Origin of the sequence: Burkholderia ambifaria AMMD (genome assembly GCF_000203915.1) — a bacterium.
Lineage (GTDB): Bacteria > Pseudomonadota > Gammaproteobacteria > Burkholderiales > Burkholderiaceae > Burkholderia > Burkholderia ambifaria.
In genome coordinates this window covers 1,195,516-1,208,499 of record NC_008392.1, presented here as the reverse complement: position 1 = coordinate 1,208,499, position 12,984 = coordinate 1,195,516, and the positions used below count along the sequence as shown (strand labels likewise).

Genomic DNA, 12,984 nt, shown 5'->3' with positions numbered 1-12,984 from the left:
CCGTGTCAATTCTGAGACCAAGCAACTGGAGCTACAAGACGGGAGCGACAGGCGGCGTCAGCATCGAGTTCGTCGTTGCGTCGGGCGGAACGATCGTTCTGGCCGACCCCGCTGGAACGGAAACCGATTTCTACTACGGCGGCGTAGGCGTCGGTATCGGTTTCGGCTTTCGTATCCCGAAGATCAAGCTTCCGCGGTTTTCCTTGCCGGAGCTCAAGATACCCAAGATCGCCGGCCGCGAGGTCGGAGGCGCAGGGTCTGCCAAGTCATTCGACAGCGCGGGGCTCATCTATATGGCACCCGCGTTCAGCGGCACCGAGCTGACCAAGAGCGACTTTCAAGGGGCGACGGTCTACCTCGATGGTGGTGTCGGCATCGGCTATGGCAAGGCTGGTTCCGCAATGATCCTCGGGATCAATTCAGCGCAGCTTGCCCTCGGATTGTCGAACCCGGCGATGACGTGGCTCGCCGAGATAGCGATTGCGCATGCGCCTGCGATCTTGCTGATGGGCGGCACGACCGTTGGCTTGCAAGCGGGCGCCGGCGCCGGGATCCTGGTTGGCTATCTGCATTGACTAAATTACCGGCCGGGTTCCGGATCGGGCCGGGCAGCGATGCAATTCCTGCCCGGCCTGAGACGACCGGATGATGAGCTGTACGTAGCTGTTCGTCGGTGCATACGGGGCGAAAAATCGATCGAGCGTCCGAGCGAACAGATGCAACGTGACGTCGCGCAACGCGCTCTCCTCGAGCGATACGACGATTTCGATACCACGCACGAACGACGGAAACTGGCCGTCGAGCGACATCCATTTCATTGCGGGTTGGTGATCCAGTCCGACGATTGCGTCGATGCTGCGTTGAGCGACGATGTTCGTGCGCGGAGCGTGCAAGCGCAAGAAGTCCTTGAACGCCTTCAGCCCGGTCTGGGTGAGATCGAAAGGGTGCAACGAAAGACCCGCCACCACCCGCCACAACGCACCGTGTCCGCGCGCATGCGAGCACGGCAGGGTCGGCTGCGTCAGCAACCGGATCGGGCAAGCCAGCGCTGCACCTTCATGAACCAAGTCGCTATCAGGCGCGCCGATCGGCAGCCGCGAAGGGAGGTCACCGTTGGTGGCGGTGACGTCGACGTCGATTTGGGGATGCCTCACCTGGGCGGAGCCCCCGTCCAGCCCGATGAGCGATAGGAGAATAGGCGCACGCGCATTTCCCGCGGCGGCATACGGATCGCGAAACGCCGTCCAATAAGCGACGGTCGGATCGGGTTGCCGGCCATGGCTCAACGCGCGGTAGGGCAACACGGCCGTTCGTGGCGCAGCGGTGGACGACGAAGCACCTTTTTCGTGTTCGGACTGCGTCCGATCACCTAGGCGAACGGCATCGATCGAGTAGACGTCGAGTGGCGTGCCGGTCTCGAGGGGCTCGGGCGTCACGGGGTAGGCCCGGTCGGTGGACGTGAGCTGGATGGACGTCGCGTCTCGCTGGAACAAATTGACGACGGGCGTGCAAAACAGTTTGAACGATGCGGCGTCGAGGTCGCTCAGCGCCTGGGCGGCTGGTGATTCTGCAGGTGCGTCGCGAATAGCCAGGTGCAAGGTCAGTTGTCGTGCTTGCGGCGCGCGCGCCGCGCGCCGGATTCGCCCAAGATCGATGTCGACGAAATCGAATTTCTCGGGGAAAGCGAAGGACTCGATCAGCGTGTCGAATGCATCCGACGTGTTCGACGATTCTTTCGGGAGCAGCCTCGGGCATGGGCGCAAAGGAAGCCATGAGTGCCGCAACCGAGCGTGCGAGTACGGTTGCAAGCACGCTTGCAGCGCTGCATGAGCCAGATATGGTTGCAGGCGGCTGGGCGAACCCGGATCCGACCCGCATGGGAAGCACCGGTGTCAACTCTTCGATTGGTGGGAGTTGGAACCAGGGCGATCGCCTCTCGACGATGGAGGGGGGTGCTAAGGACGCCATTTCGAGCGGCAAGGGAGATGCCTTGATGAACGTCAAACTAGAACCTTGTCGCGGAAAGGGAATGAGATGAGAGACGAAGATTTTGAGTTGTTTATCGAGAATTTTGGAGAAGCGACGAGCCGCGTCGAGGTCCCTCAGGCCAGCTTCGAAAAATTCGACAAGAAGCTGCCTGCTCAGCTCTTGAAATATTGGTCTGAAGAAGGGTGGGCGAGTTACGCGGACGGCTTGTTCTCGATCGTGAATCCCGACGAGTACGAAGACGTCTTGGACATGTGGCTTGAGGACACGATCTTCGAGGAGGTCGATAGCTACCACGTCATCGCGCGGACCGCGTTCGGGAAGTTGTATGCATGGGGCGAGAAAACAGGGCCGAGCTTGACGGTTTCGTGCCCGACGCATTCTCTTATTGCTCTGGAAAAAGATTTGAAGGGACAGCTCAAAAATCCCGACTTTCGAGTGCAGACGTTCTTCGGTGCCAAGACGCCAAGCGAATGTGACTTTAAGGACGAGGCGAAGCAGCCGCTATTCAAACGCGCTGCGGGCAAACTCGGACCGCTTGAACCGGATGAGATGTATGGCTTTGAGCCTGCCCTGATTGTCGGCGGTCACATGAATCTCGACCATCTCAAGAAGGTCAAACTAGATGTTCACCTGACGATTCTGCGGCAGCTTGCGCCGCCGAAGATTCCGTTCCTTAATACTCCAATTTGATCGGTAACGTCCATTAACATGGCTCGGCCGAAGTGAGTCACGCTGCTGCCGGTTTTGCCGGCGTTCGTGCTGCGAAGCACACTGCACTTGTCACTGTAGAACGCCACCGGCTTGCCATGGCGTTCGATATACGCCCGCGTGGCCTTCGAAGTAGCTGAAGGTCGATTCCGTTGCCGCAAAGTGCAGATGCATCAGCCGGCTCGTCGCGTCGTCCACGTACACCAGCAGCGTGCAGGCCGGCGCCCGTTCCTCGAACCATCGATGATCGCTGCCGTCGATCTGGATCAGTTCACCCAGGCACGCCCGGCGCGCTCGTGGCTGATAGAACTTCGGCGGTCGTTGCCGGCGTGGCACCCACAAACCAGCTTCCGTCATCAGCCGCCGTACCGTTTCCTTGGCGAGCTGGATGCCGTGGCATTCCCGGAGCTTCTCGCACGCCAGTGTCGGCCCGAAATCGGCGTAGCGATCCCGGATGATCGTCAGGACCCGCTGGGCCAACTCCGCATCCAGCCGCCGGTTGCCAGGACCGCCACGCTTGCGAGAGGTCAGGCCCACCGCGCCAGACTCCCGGTATCGAATCACCAGCCGCTCGATCTGCCGGACCGTCAGGCCGAGGCGTTCGGCCGCGCGGCCAGGCTTCAGGCCCAAATCCACTACGGCCTGGATTACCTTCAGACGGTCGAGTTCTCGCATGTTCAATGTCACCAATGCGGTTCGGTGCATCGCCGGTTCCATGATCTGACGGGGAGCCGGCAAGCTTACCGAGGTCCAAACGCGACATTTCTAAATGGCTAGAACACGACATTTCTAAAAAGCTACTACAATCTGTGTCATACCCGGATTCAGATGTCCACCTTCCAGCTATTTAAAAATGTCCGGTTTTAAGGTTGGTTTTGCTACTTCTGTTTCCTCGTTTTGACCGTTACGCAGTGTCGAAGGTCGGTGCTTGAACGGGCAGGGCGCTCACGTTTGTTTCTCCAGCTTTTGCAGACCGGCGGCCAGGTTTGTCTGAGGGCTTTGCGGTCTGCCTACGTTGCGCCAGATCCACGATCACATGCTCGACGTCGGTCTGCGTGATCTCGCGTTGCTTCTTCTTGCCCGTATGAGGTTCGTTTCGGTCGGTCCGGGTTGAGTCGCCTCGATGCGTTCGAGACGGAGCTTTACCGATTCGACTGTTATCGCGTTGCGCCTGAAGGGCTTGCGCGACCTGCAACACATGGCTCAAACGCTTGTGCTCAACGACGGCACCTTGATCGATTTCAGCCAGGCGATCGTATTGCCGGTACGGCAACACACGACCATCAGCCCGGATTTCGATCCGCCCATCCGGGTACTCCCATACCTCGATCTGGCGGTCGATCAGCTTCCGGTTGGCCGGCGTGTCATCCAGCAAATACATCACCCGGTCGTACTGCACCGTGAGCGACTTCGTTACCTTTCGCGGCTCGCGCCACGTCAGCACCAAGTCCAGATTCTCGTCGGCCCGCAGCGGCCGATGCGCATCGAAGTCGCTCTTCGGCGGCTTCGCGAAGCGTGCGTTGTAGGCGGCCATGAAGGAGGGCGCGTAAGCGTTAGCGTCGGCCACCGTGTTGATCCCGCGCAATCGCATCTCCTTGACCAATCGATCCTGCAACGTCAGGTGCGCTCGCTCCACGCGCCCCTTGGCCGAACTGCTGTTCGCGCAGAACGTGTCGATGTTCAGCTCGTACATCGCCCGGCCAAACGGCGTCACGCGATTGCCGGTCTTGCCCGGCTTCACGTTGCGAAACACGCTGGCCTTGTCGCTATAGAACGCCCCAGGTTTGCCGTGCCGCTCGATGTACGCTCGCGTCGCTTCGAAGTAGCTGAAGGTCGATTCGGTCTGCGTGAAGTGCAGCATCATCAACCGGCTCGTCGCGTCGTCCACATACACCAGCAGCGTACACGCCGGCGCACGCTCCTCGAACCATCGATGGTCGCTGCCGTCGATCTGGATCAGTTCGCCCAGGCATGCCCGGCGCGCTCGCGGCTGGTAGACCTTCGGCGGTCGTTGCCGGCGCGGAATCCACAAGCCGGCGTCCGTCATCAGCTTCCTGACCGTCTCCTTGGCCAGCCGAATGCCATGGCATTCCCATAGCTTCTCGCAGGCCAGCGTCGGCCCGAAATCGGCGTAGCGGTGGCGGATGATCGAGAGCACCCGGTCGGCGGCTCCTGGGTCCAGGCGACGGTTGCCGGGCTTCGATCGGTGTCCCGACACCAAACCTGCCGGACCATGCTCACGCAGCCGGGCGACCAGCCGGCGAACTTGCCGCGTCGTCAATTCCAGCCGTTCTGCCGCACGCCATGGCTTGAGCTTGCCGTCCGCCACGTCCTGAATGACCTTGAATCGGTCCAGCTCGCGCATCGTCATCGTGATCCGCTCCGTTGCAGCCATCGCAGCCTCCGGCGCCGGACACCCGGCGGCCGTTCAGCTTACGCGGCACGAAAGCGGACATTTCTATGTAGCCAAAAGCGGACATTTCAATCTAGCCATTACAATCTGATCGGTTGATAATTTACCTTATGTAAAATCAATGTCCGTATGCTGCCGCCGATAAGCGCGAACACCGCCGACACGCCCGCCCGCTCGAGCAGCAGCGCGATGATGAAACTGCTATCGGCCCCGGTCAGGCGGCCGATCGAATGCACGAAGCCGAGCGCGCGCCCGCGGATCGCGGTCGGAAACAGTTCCGACTGGTATGCGGTACCGTTGCTCGCGAGCACCGTGCTCGACAGCGTGACGAGCGGGCCGAACGCAATCACGAACGGCATCTGAGCCGACAGCGCGACGCCGAACGCCGACGTTGCTGAGTGCCGGCGCGGACCAGAACCGGAAATCTGATGTCGACCAGCACGGCTTCAATGCCGCTTTACGACAAGCAAATCTGAGGCAGACTACGCACGAGTCGCGGGAGCAACTCCATGACCGGCAACTTCAAGGTATCGGCGAGTTCATCGATCGTTATCCGCTTCCCTCCATCTTCGCCAACCAGCGTGACGACACTCCCGATACCGGCATCGGGCAGATCCGTCAAATCGATCACCGTATGCTGCAGTGAACGGCGCCCCAGCACCCGTGCCTGCACGCCGCGGACCAATACGTGGCCGAGCGGCGGCACATGATTCAGTCCATCTCCGAAGCCGATCGGAACGACGCCGACACGCATCGCTCGTTCAAGACGAATTGGCGCCGCATAGCCGATGCCGAGCATGGATCCGGCCGGATGCTGTTGCACATGAATGATGCGGGCGCGCACCGCTCGCAGCATCGGCTGCAGAGGTACCCGCTCCATCCATTCACGATCGAGCGCTCCGTACAGCAGACGTCCCGGATCGACCGCGCGATAGCTCAGTTCCGGATGTGCGATCATCACGCGCGAACTGGCAAGCATCGTCGTCAAGTCGTCGAATCCGGCCGCTCGCGCATCGGCAAGCGCGGCATCGAAAACGCCGGCCTGGCGGCCGGTCACGGTATCGACGCCGGGTGAACTCAGATGTGTGTAGATGCCTTTCAGCCGCACGACCGACTGCGCGGCGAGCGCGCGAAACGCTTCCTGCCATTGCGACGGCAGGAAGCCGAATCGCCCGAACCCCGGATCGATCTCGACGAACGCGTCCACCGCAATGCCGGCGTACACGAACGCGTGCAGGCTTTCCATGCTCTGGATCGTCACCGTCAACCCGAGTGACGCGACGCGCGCGGCGTCCTCCGGCAGCGTTGACGCGAACAGCAGCACTTCGTGGTTGATGCCGGCCGCGCGAATCGCCGCGCCCTCTTCTGGACTACCGACGCAAAAGCCGTCGACGCGCGCGTCGGCCGCGAGCCGCGCGACGGTGGCTGCGCCAAAGCCGAAGCCGTCTCCCTTGCAAACGAAATAGATCTTCACGCCGTCGCGCACCAGCGAACGTGCCACTGCGAGGTTTTCAGCAATCGCGCCGCGATTGATCTCTGCCCACGCCGACTCTGGAACAGTCGCGCTGACAACTGCCCCGCTCTCGCTCCTGCTCGAGGGCTTTGACTGGCGGCAGCCGAGGCATATCTCTCCTAGTGCTCGAGCGTATCGCTGACCATCCAATCAACCGCATCAACGAACTGCTGCCGTGGAACGTGGCGCCGTCGAGCCCATCCGCTAGCGTCGGCATTCTCCGTCGTCAACAACCTGCACAAATGAAAAAACCCGGCGCGGAGCCGGATTCAGTGAGTGAGAAGAGAAGGATCAAGTGCTAGCCAAATGACGCCCGCACCTTCGATTCGACTTCGCTCGCGATCCGCGCCCGCATCTGCTGCCAGAGGTTCCGCTCGCGCCGGCCGAGCTCGTCGCGCATGCGGAAGAATTCCTTCACAGGTGCAATCTTGAGTTGCACTACTCCCGGTCAATTGCCGCTTCCAGATTGAAGCGTTCTCTGGTTCGCGTTTCATGCTTTTATTGCGCGTGAGTGAGGCTTCCGAGTCGGCGTACATCATTAATATCGGTACTAAACCTTGTGTTACCCGGAGAAACCCACATGAACGGCAGCAACAGCTTTCCGCGAGTTACGTACGGCAACAACGCTTACACGACTGATTTTCATGAACCGTACCCAGCGCCCGGCTCGGGGGGAGGGTCGGGGACTGGGCCCGCCTCTAACACGCAGCCTCCTATCCATGGGATGCCTCCGGCATTCCACGGGCGTCCATCTTCTGCGCCAACGACGACTGATCCCGCGTTTGCTGCCCCCTATAGCAGCGTAAGGCGACACGGTATCCTTCCTCAAAACGAGATGCGAGCTCAGAACATCGCATTTAATCAATCGCACGACGGTCAAGTGGAGCGAAACAATATTGATGTTACCCGGATACAGGGTAGCTCGGATCCTCAACAGAGGGCGCGCGCCGCGCGCATGGCTCTGGAAAACCCTGCGCATGGGGCGCTTTCCGTCGCACTTGAGCGCCATGGATACGGCCCGCTGCATACTGAAACACACGCGCCATCAATGGAAGAGGTGCTTAGCTCGTTGAATCCCCAACAACGTAAAGATTTTAATGACGCGGTGGTGGAGTACGGTATGAAGCCTGAGGAGGTTCTCGCGATGATGGCGAAGGATCAACAAACAACAAGTTTGTCACCGCAGGGGCAATCGCAGGCCTATCATCGGATGCAAAATACTTTTATGGTGACAGCGCACGCAAGTGCCCCAGCGGCATATGCATCCCCGTACGAAGACACCCGTCACAGTATTCCGCCGTCAGAGTTTCGTAGCGTTTACGTCCCGCAATCGCATGCGCACACCGCTCGTCAAGTTGATCGGGAATTAGCCGCGCGTCAGTCGGTATATCCGCAGGCCGTAGTCGTGCCAGATCGGCCCGGAATGAACCCATATTATCAGGCGTCAAATGGTAACGGGCATCAGATCCATGGTGTTCAAGCTCCTGACTATTACAATGCCCTTAGAGCCCAGTTCAGTTCCGAGGAAGACTATGACGCACACCTCGTAAAGACCGGCATTCAGCGCGGATGGTAAGAACGCCTTTAGCCAATCGGCAAGGAACGTTGGGAGCGTACGGCATGACCTTGACATCCTCCCCTGCCTTCAGGCAGCGGAGGATGTCAATCCCATTGCACATCTGATGGGAATCAGATTGCCCGTGTCGCACTCTCATGATTCGACCGGCAACAATCAGCGTGGCCTTATGGTCCGTCGCGAACATCCGCGCCGTCTCACGCATGCTGCTGCGGCAGCCGATGATAAGCGCGCCCGTGATAGACGAGGCCCGAACACGCGGAACCGAGATGTACCGCCTGCACGGCGCAGAAAAAGACCGTATGTGTGCCGATGTCGATGCTTCGGTCCACCGTGCAGTCGAGACTCGCGGCCGCTGTGGCCAGCACCGGCGCACCCGTGACGAGCCGGATCCACTCGCCGTACGTGAAGCGCTCGCTCATCGGGACATCACCCTTGCCCGCGAAGATCGGTGCAAGCATCTCGTGCTCATGGGAAAGAACGTTGACACAGATGATGCCCGCCTTGCTGAAGTGGCCATATTGACGGCTGGACTGGCCTATGCAAACGAGCACCGTCGCAGGGTCGTCGGTGACGGAGCACACCGCGGACACCGTCATGCCGACATCGCCGGAAGGTGTCGTGGTGGTGATGATATTCACCGCGGCGCCGATACGGGACATGGCTTCGCGGAAGGTCGTGCGGTCAGGGGAAAGTGCGATCACGGCGGTACCTCTCTCGGTGGACGGAACAGGGGTGCGGCTTCATGGCGGAGCGCCACAGGTACTTGCATGAAGCATGCGTGGTGAAGTACCCGTGGCGTTGCGCCGTTCATCGCCCGCGCCGCACCGTCGACGGGTTCTCGTGGCCAGTTGCGCTGCCGGCGATTCCTATTGCTGGTGAACGGAAGCTGCTGGCCCTGAACCGGCAAGCTGCTCTTTGATCAACTGTTCTTCGGCATCGTCGTAAAGGCCGGCAATAATGTGCCCGTAGCGTGCCGTCAATGCCTTGCGGCGTTTCTTGCGCGTGGCGGTCATCACGCCGTTTTCCGGTGTGAGTTCCTCGGGGAATATCCTGAACGCCTTGATCTGCTCTGCCCGCGCCAACCTCGCGTTCGCCTTTTCCACTTCTTCACGGATCAGGTCGATAACGATCTGCGAGGTGGCGAGATCGGCGTACTGCGTGACCGAAGGGTCGCGCGTCCTGGCCCAATCCATGGTGAGCGTGCCGTCGACTTCGATCAACGCCGTCAGATACTTGCGCCCTTCGCCAATCACCAGTGCCTCGGTAATGTACGGGCTCTGGCGAAGTTCGTTTTCGATCTGCACCGGGCTGATCGATTTGCCGGCGGCCGTATTGATAAGCTCCTTCTTTCGATCGATCAGCTTGTACGAACCGTCCGCGCCAACGTTGACGATGTCGCCGGTATACAGCCAGCCGTCCCGCAACGCGGCCTTCGTTTCGGCTTCCTTGTTCCAGTAGCCGATGAACAGCCCCGGCCCCCGAACGATCATTTCGCCGTCCGGCAACACGCGGGTTTCCCAGGCGGGGTCGTCAAGCGGGACGCCGGAGTTGCCAGGCCTCGACCAGTCGGTCACCTGCGCGAGGTTTCCGCCGACCATCTCCGTTTGCCCGTAATTCTCTTTCAGGTTGACGCCCCACAACTGAAACAGTGTGACGACCTCGGGCGGCACTGGCGCGGATGCCGTATACGGATAGCGCAAATCGTCGAAGCCGATTCTGGCCAGCAACGGCTTGAAAACGCGCTCACGGCAGGTGGCGTAGAGCTGTTCCTTGAATGGGTCGCCCGTGCCTGCGTCCAGCCGATCGGCCAGCACTTCCCGCGCGATGCCAAGCGCGAGCTTGTAGTTTCTCTGCTCGGCTTCGCTGCTGCCGTTTACGTGGTTGATGATCTGGGTCGCGAACTTCTGATAGAAGCGCGGCGGCGCCATATAGGACGTCGGTCTGACTTCCTGTATGCACTTCGCGAAATCGGCCGACACGTCGACGAAGTAAGGTACCGTCTTCGCGATCAACGGCAGCGTCGTCGCCTGAATGCGCGCGACCGTGTGCGAAAGCGGCAGATGGACCACCATGCGCTGCGGTTCGGACAATATCGCCGGACAGAAGGTCGGCCACGTGAACGCGCCCGCGAGCATCGACACATGCGTTAGCATCGCGCCTTTGGGCGGCCCCGTGGTTCCGGAGGTATAACCCAGGCTCACCAGGTCCGTCGGCCTCGCAAGCTCGGACTGCTCACGCAGATAAGCGACTTCGTCGCCAAAAAAATGCGACGCGAACTCGGCGAGTGAAACGACATTCATGCCGGTTTCGCCAGGCGGGCGCTTCCAGTCCGGATCGAGCACCACGATCTTGAGGAGCCTGCGGGACGTATCGGCGGCTTCCATGATCCGAAGCTGTTCGGCACTACCGGCAAAAGCGAGTCTCGCCCCTGAATCCTCCAGGTAGTAGCGGACCTCTTCGACCGACGCGGTGAAATAGACGCCTACCGTAACCGCTCCCGAGCAGATCGTCGCCATGTCGGCAATGAGCCACTCCCGGGATACGTCGCCCATGATGGCAATCCGATCGCCTCGTGCTACACCGGCCGCCCTGAGGGCGGCGGATACGGAACAAACTGCGTTCGCATAGCCTTTCCAGGTGGTGGGCACCCACTCCCCGGCACGCTTCTGAAAGAACGCGTTTGCGTCGGCGTCGTTCTTCACGCGCTCGATCAGCAAGGCCGGAATGGTGGTGGTCGCGAATTGACTGCCGGAAGTCCACGGTGCCGCGTTCATTTCCAGTTGTCTCCAAAGCGCTTGCGCCTTTCGGTAAACGAAGCTACCGCTTCGCGGCGCTCGGGGGAATTGAACGTGATCGTCTCCAGAGCGAGCGACGTATCGAGAAGCAGATGAGCATTCTGCTTGATGAGCTTGTTGACGCAGTATTTCGTCCAGACGATCGCGTCGCGCGGACCGCTCGCGAGCAGTTCCGCGTAATCGATCGCCGCCTCCAGCAGCTTGTCGCTTTCTACGATCTTGTTGATCATCCCCATCGTCAGCGCTTCCTCGGCGCTGACGAAGTCTCCCGTCATCAGATAGTGCCGGGCGCGGACCGGCCCGAGAAGAAGCGGCCAGATCACCGCACCGCCGTCGCCCGCAACGACACCGGCATTGACGTGCGTATCGGCGAACCGTGCGGTCGGGCTCGCATAAATCATGTCGCAGAACAGCGCGAGCGTCGCGCCCAGACCCACGGCCACGCCATTGACCGCCGCCACGATCGGCACCTCGACCTCGAGCATGTTTCTCACGAGGTGACGGCCGCCGCGCGTCGCCGACGGGATATCGCCATTGTCGATCGACTTCTGATCGCCGCCGGAGCAGAAACCGCGGCCGGCGCCGGTCAAAACGATCGCCTTGACCGATTTGTCGTGATCCAGATCGACGAACACCCGTTCCAGCTCGCTGTGCATGTCCCAATTGATGGCGTTCAGGATTTCCGGGCGATTCATCGTGACAATCGCGACACCGGAGGACCGCTGTTCGACATTCAGATACTGATAGCGCGAGGACGTATTCATACGTAGGTTCATCCTTGAGTGTGCTGCGGGTTGGCAGCCTGCGGGCGCATGGCGCGAATCTTCTCGAGCAACTCGTCGGTCGGGCGGACGATATTGTTGCGATCGTTGAAATGAGGAATCACGTAGCGACCCACCATCTCGATCGCCGACATGATCTGCTCGTGCGGTACCGAGTCGATATGCAGCAGCACCTCGTCGATTCCGAGCTTCTCGTATTGCTCCAACTGACGGATGACGGTATCGGGGCTTCCGCACACCGTGGTGGCGGATTCGTTCAGGAGGTAGTCCCAATCTTCGGCTGCGCGTTGCATCGCGGGCACGCTTTCGGCCATGTACGCGTAGTTGTCCGCGAGTTTGGCGAGCCGCGGATAGGCGTCGGTCGAGATGCGCGCGTAGTTCATGATCGCGCGGGCGTAAGTGTCCTTCGCTTCCTGGTCGGTCTTGCCGATACCGATGAAGAGCGGCATGCCGGCACGCGGCTTGTGCAACGGTCCGGTCTCATCGCGCTTCCAGCTCTTCCAGTAGGTGTCCAGCAGACCCTTCTGTTTTTCCCATCCCTGATAAATCGCATGGCTCATCACCGCGAGGCCTTCCGAGCCGGCCCAAGCGTGGCTGTTCGCGCTGGTGGCGGCAACGCCGAGCACGGGATACGGTTTTTGCAACGGCTTCGGCACGAGCGACCGGGGCGGCACCTGGTAGTACTTTCCGTCGAAGGTGAAAACGTCCTCACGCATCGCTTTGCGCAACAGCGCCATGCCCTCTTCCATCTGCGGAAGGGTTTCCTCGGGCGATACATTGAACGCGCGCATTGCGATCGTCGTGTTCGCGCGCCCGCAATACATCTCCATCCGACCGTCGGAGAGGATGTCGGTGGCCGCCAGCCGTTCCGCGGTACGTAGTGCGTGATTGATGGCCTTCGGCATCAACGCCACGGCAGGACGAAGCTTGATGCGCGAGGTGACGGCCGCGAGATAACCAAAGACCACTTCAGGCGCCGAACTCGACACTCCGCCAAGCGCAAAGTGCTGCTCCGACAAAGCAACGAAGTCGAAACCCATTTGCTCCGCGAAAAGCGCTTCGCGAACCAGCTCGCGAAGCCTGTTCGAGTAGCTATGCCCGACCTGCGTCTCCTGCTCGGACCAAAAACCGAATTTCAATGGCATTTTCTTTTCCTTGACAGTCGTAATTTGAAAATTCACGGCGCGCGCGAACTGTTGCCGAGG

12 protein-coding genes and 2 pseudogenes are annotated in these 12,984 nt (G+C 60.5%); 5 read left to right on the top strand and 9 right to left on the bottom strand.

What is annotated here, in order from left to right; genetic code table 11:
- Window positions 1-2: 2 nt before the first annotated feature.
- A complete protein-coding gene (locus tag BAMB_RS32445) occupies window positions 3-575 on the top strand; it encodes a hypothetical protein (RefSeq protein WP_011661389.1) in 573 nt (190 codons plus the stop codon).
- Here the strand turns inward: BAMB_RS32445 and tssF are convergent, their stop codons facing one another.
- A complete protein-coding gene (tssF, locus tag BAMB_RS32440) occupies window positions 576-1,808 on the bottom strand; it encodes a type VI secretion system baseplate subunit TssF (RefSeq protein WP_011661388.1) in 1,233 nt (410 codons plus the stop codon). It lies immediately after the preceding gene.
- On the opposite strand from tssF, the gene BAMB_RS36300 reads away from it, so the two are divergent.
- Together BAMB_RS36300 and BAMB_RS32435 are read left to right on the top strand one after the other, a co-directional pair.
- Entirely contained in the window at window positions 1,709-2,038 is a 330-nt protein-coding gene (locus tag BAMB_RS36300) for a polymorphic toxin type 15 domain-containing protein (protein WP_082089719.1), read from the top strand. The two genes, tssF and BAMB_RS36300, sit on opposite strands and share 100 nt — an antisense overlap.
- Window positions 2,035-2,679 (top strand): GAD-like domain-containing protein, encoded by a 645-nt coding sequence (locus tag BAMB_RS32435; RefSeq protein WP_011661387.1) that lies wholly within the window; start codon window positions 2,035-2,037, stop codon window positions 2,677-2,679. Before BAMB_RS36300 ends, BAMB_RS32435 begins: the two co-directional genes overlap by 4 nt.
- A 17-nt stretch (window positions 2,680-2,696) precedes the next feature.
- Here the strand turns inward: BAMB_RS32435 and BAMB_RS32430 are convergent.
- The 4 genes and pseudogenes from BAMB_RS32430 to alr form a co-directional block, all read right to left on the bottom strand.
- Window positions 2,697-3,402, bottom strand: a pseudogene (locus tag BAMB_RS32430) (ISNCY family transposase); the annotation flags it as partial.
- A 199-nt stretch (window positions 3,403-3,601) separates the two neighbouring features.
- Entirely contained in the window at window positions 3,602-5,092 is a 1,491-nt protein-coding gene (locus tag BAMB_RS32425) for an ISNCY family transposase (protein ID WP_011658838.1), read from the bottom strand.
- Between the two features lie 98 nt (window positions 5,093-5,190).
- Window positions 5,191-5,469 carry a hypothetical protein gene (locus BAMB_RS32420; protein ID WP_011661385.1) on the bottom strand — a complete coding sequence of 93 codons (279 nt, stop codon included), beginning with the start codon at window positions 5,467-5,469 and terminating at the stop codon, window positions 5,191-5,193.
- 98 nt (window positions 5,470-5,567) lie between these two features.
- On the bottom strand, window positions 5,568-6,773 hold the full coding sequence (gene alr, locus BAMB_RS32415) for an alanine racemase (RefSeq protein WP_011661384.1): 1,206 nt from the start codon (window positions 6,771-6,773) through the stop codon (window positions 5,568-5,570).
- On the opposite strand from alr, the pseudogene BAMB_RS36320 reads away from it, so the two are divergent.
- Both BAMB_RS36320 and BAMB_RS35775 read left to right on the top strand, forming a co-directional pair.
- A pseudogene (locus BAMB_RS36320) lies at window positions 6,746-6,823 on the top strand (transposase domain-containing protein); the annotation flags it as partial. The gene alr and the pseudogene BAMB_RS36320 overlap by 28 nt on opposite strands.
- Window positions 6,824-7,458: 635 nt before the next feature.
- Window positions 7,459-8,199, top strand: a complete 741-nt coding sequence (locus BAMB_RS35775) for a hypothetical protein (RefSeq protein ID WP_127456117.1) — start codon at window positions 7,459-7,461, stop codon at window positions 8,197-8,199.
- Between the two features lie 197 nt (window positions 8,200-8,396).
- Here the strand turns inward: BAMB_RS35775 and BAMB_RS32405 are convergent, their stop codons facing one another.
- From BAMB_RS32405 to BAMB_RS32390, 4 genes are all read right to left on the bottom strand, one after another.
- A complete protein-coding gene (locus tag BAMB_RS32405; RefSeq protein WP_011661383.1) occupies window positions 8,397-8,903 on the bottom strand; it encodes a flavin reductase in 507 nt (168 codons plus the stop codon).
- A gap of 165 nt (window positions 8,904-9,068) precedes the next feature.
- Window positions 9,069-10,976: an AMP-dependent synthetase/ligase gene (locus BAMB_RS32400; protein WP_011661382.1), complete on the bottom strand. Its 1,908-nt coding sequence runs from the start codon at window positions 10,974-10,976 to the stop codon at window positions 9,069-9,071.
- Window positions 10,973-11,761 (bottom strand): enoyl-CoA hydratase/isomerase family protein, encoded by a 789-nt coding sequence (locus BAMB_RS32395; protein WP_011661381.1) that lies wholly within the window; start codon window positions 11,759-11,761, stop codon window positions 10,973-10,975. Before BAMB_RS32395 ends, BAMB_RS32400 begins: the two co-directional genes overlap by 4 nt.
- A gap of 8 nt (window positions 11,762-11,769) precedes the next feature.
- Window positions 11,770-12,924: an LLM class flavin-dependent oxidoreductase gene (locus BAMB_RS32390; RefSeq protein WP_011661380.1), complete on the bottom strand. Its 1,155-nt coding sequence runs from the start codon at window positions 12,922-12,924 to the stop codon at window positions 11,770-11,772.
- Window positions 12,925-12,984 lie beyond the last annotated feature (60 nt).

Bases quoted from the DNA above. Each gene is read 5' to 3' on its own strand.
- BAMB_RS32420 (WP_011661385.1), bottom strand. From the start codon at position 5,469: ATGCCGTTCGTGATTGCGTTCGGCCCGCTCGTCACGCTGTCGAGCACG.
- BAMB_RS32400 (WP_011661382.1), bottom strand. From the start codon at position 10,976: ATGAACGCGGCACCGTGGACTTCCGGCAGTCAATTCGCGACCACCACC.
- BAMB_RS32425 (WP_011658838.1), bottom strand. From the start codon at position 5,092: ATGGCTGCAACGGAGCGGATCACGATGACGATGCGCGAGCTGGACCGA.
- BAMB_RS32390 (WP_011661380.1), bottom strand. From the start codon at position 12,924: ATGCCATTGAAATTCGGTTTTTGGTCCGAGCAGGAGACGCAGGTCGGG.
- BAMB_RS36300 (WP_082089719.1), top strand. From the start codon at position 1,709: ATGCATCCGACGTGTTCGACGATTCTTTCGGGAGCAGCCTCGGGCATG.
- BAMB_RS32435 (WP_011661387.1), top strand. From the start codon at position 2,035: ATGAGAGACGAAGATTTTGAGTTGTTTATCGAGAATTTTGGAGAAGCG.
- BAMB_RS35775 (WP_127456117.1), top strand. From the start codon at position 7,459: ATGCGAGCTCAGAACATCGCATTTAATCAATCGCACGACGGTCAAGTG.
- BAMB_RS32395 (WP_011661381.1), bottom strand. From the start codon at position 11,761: ATGAATACGTCCTCGCGCTATCAGTATCTGAATGTCGAACAGCGGTCC.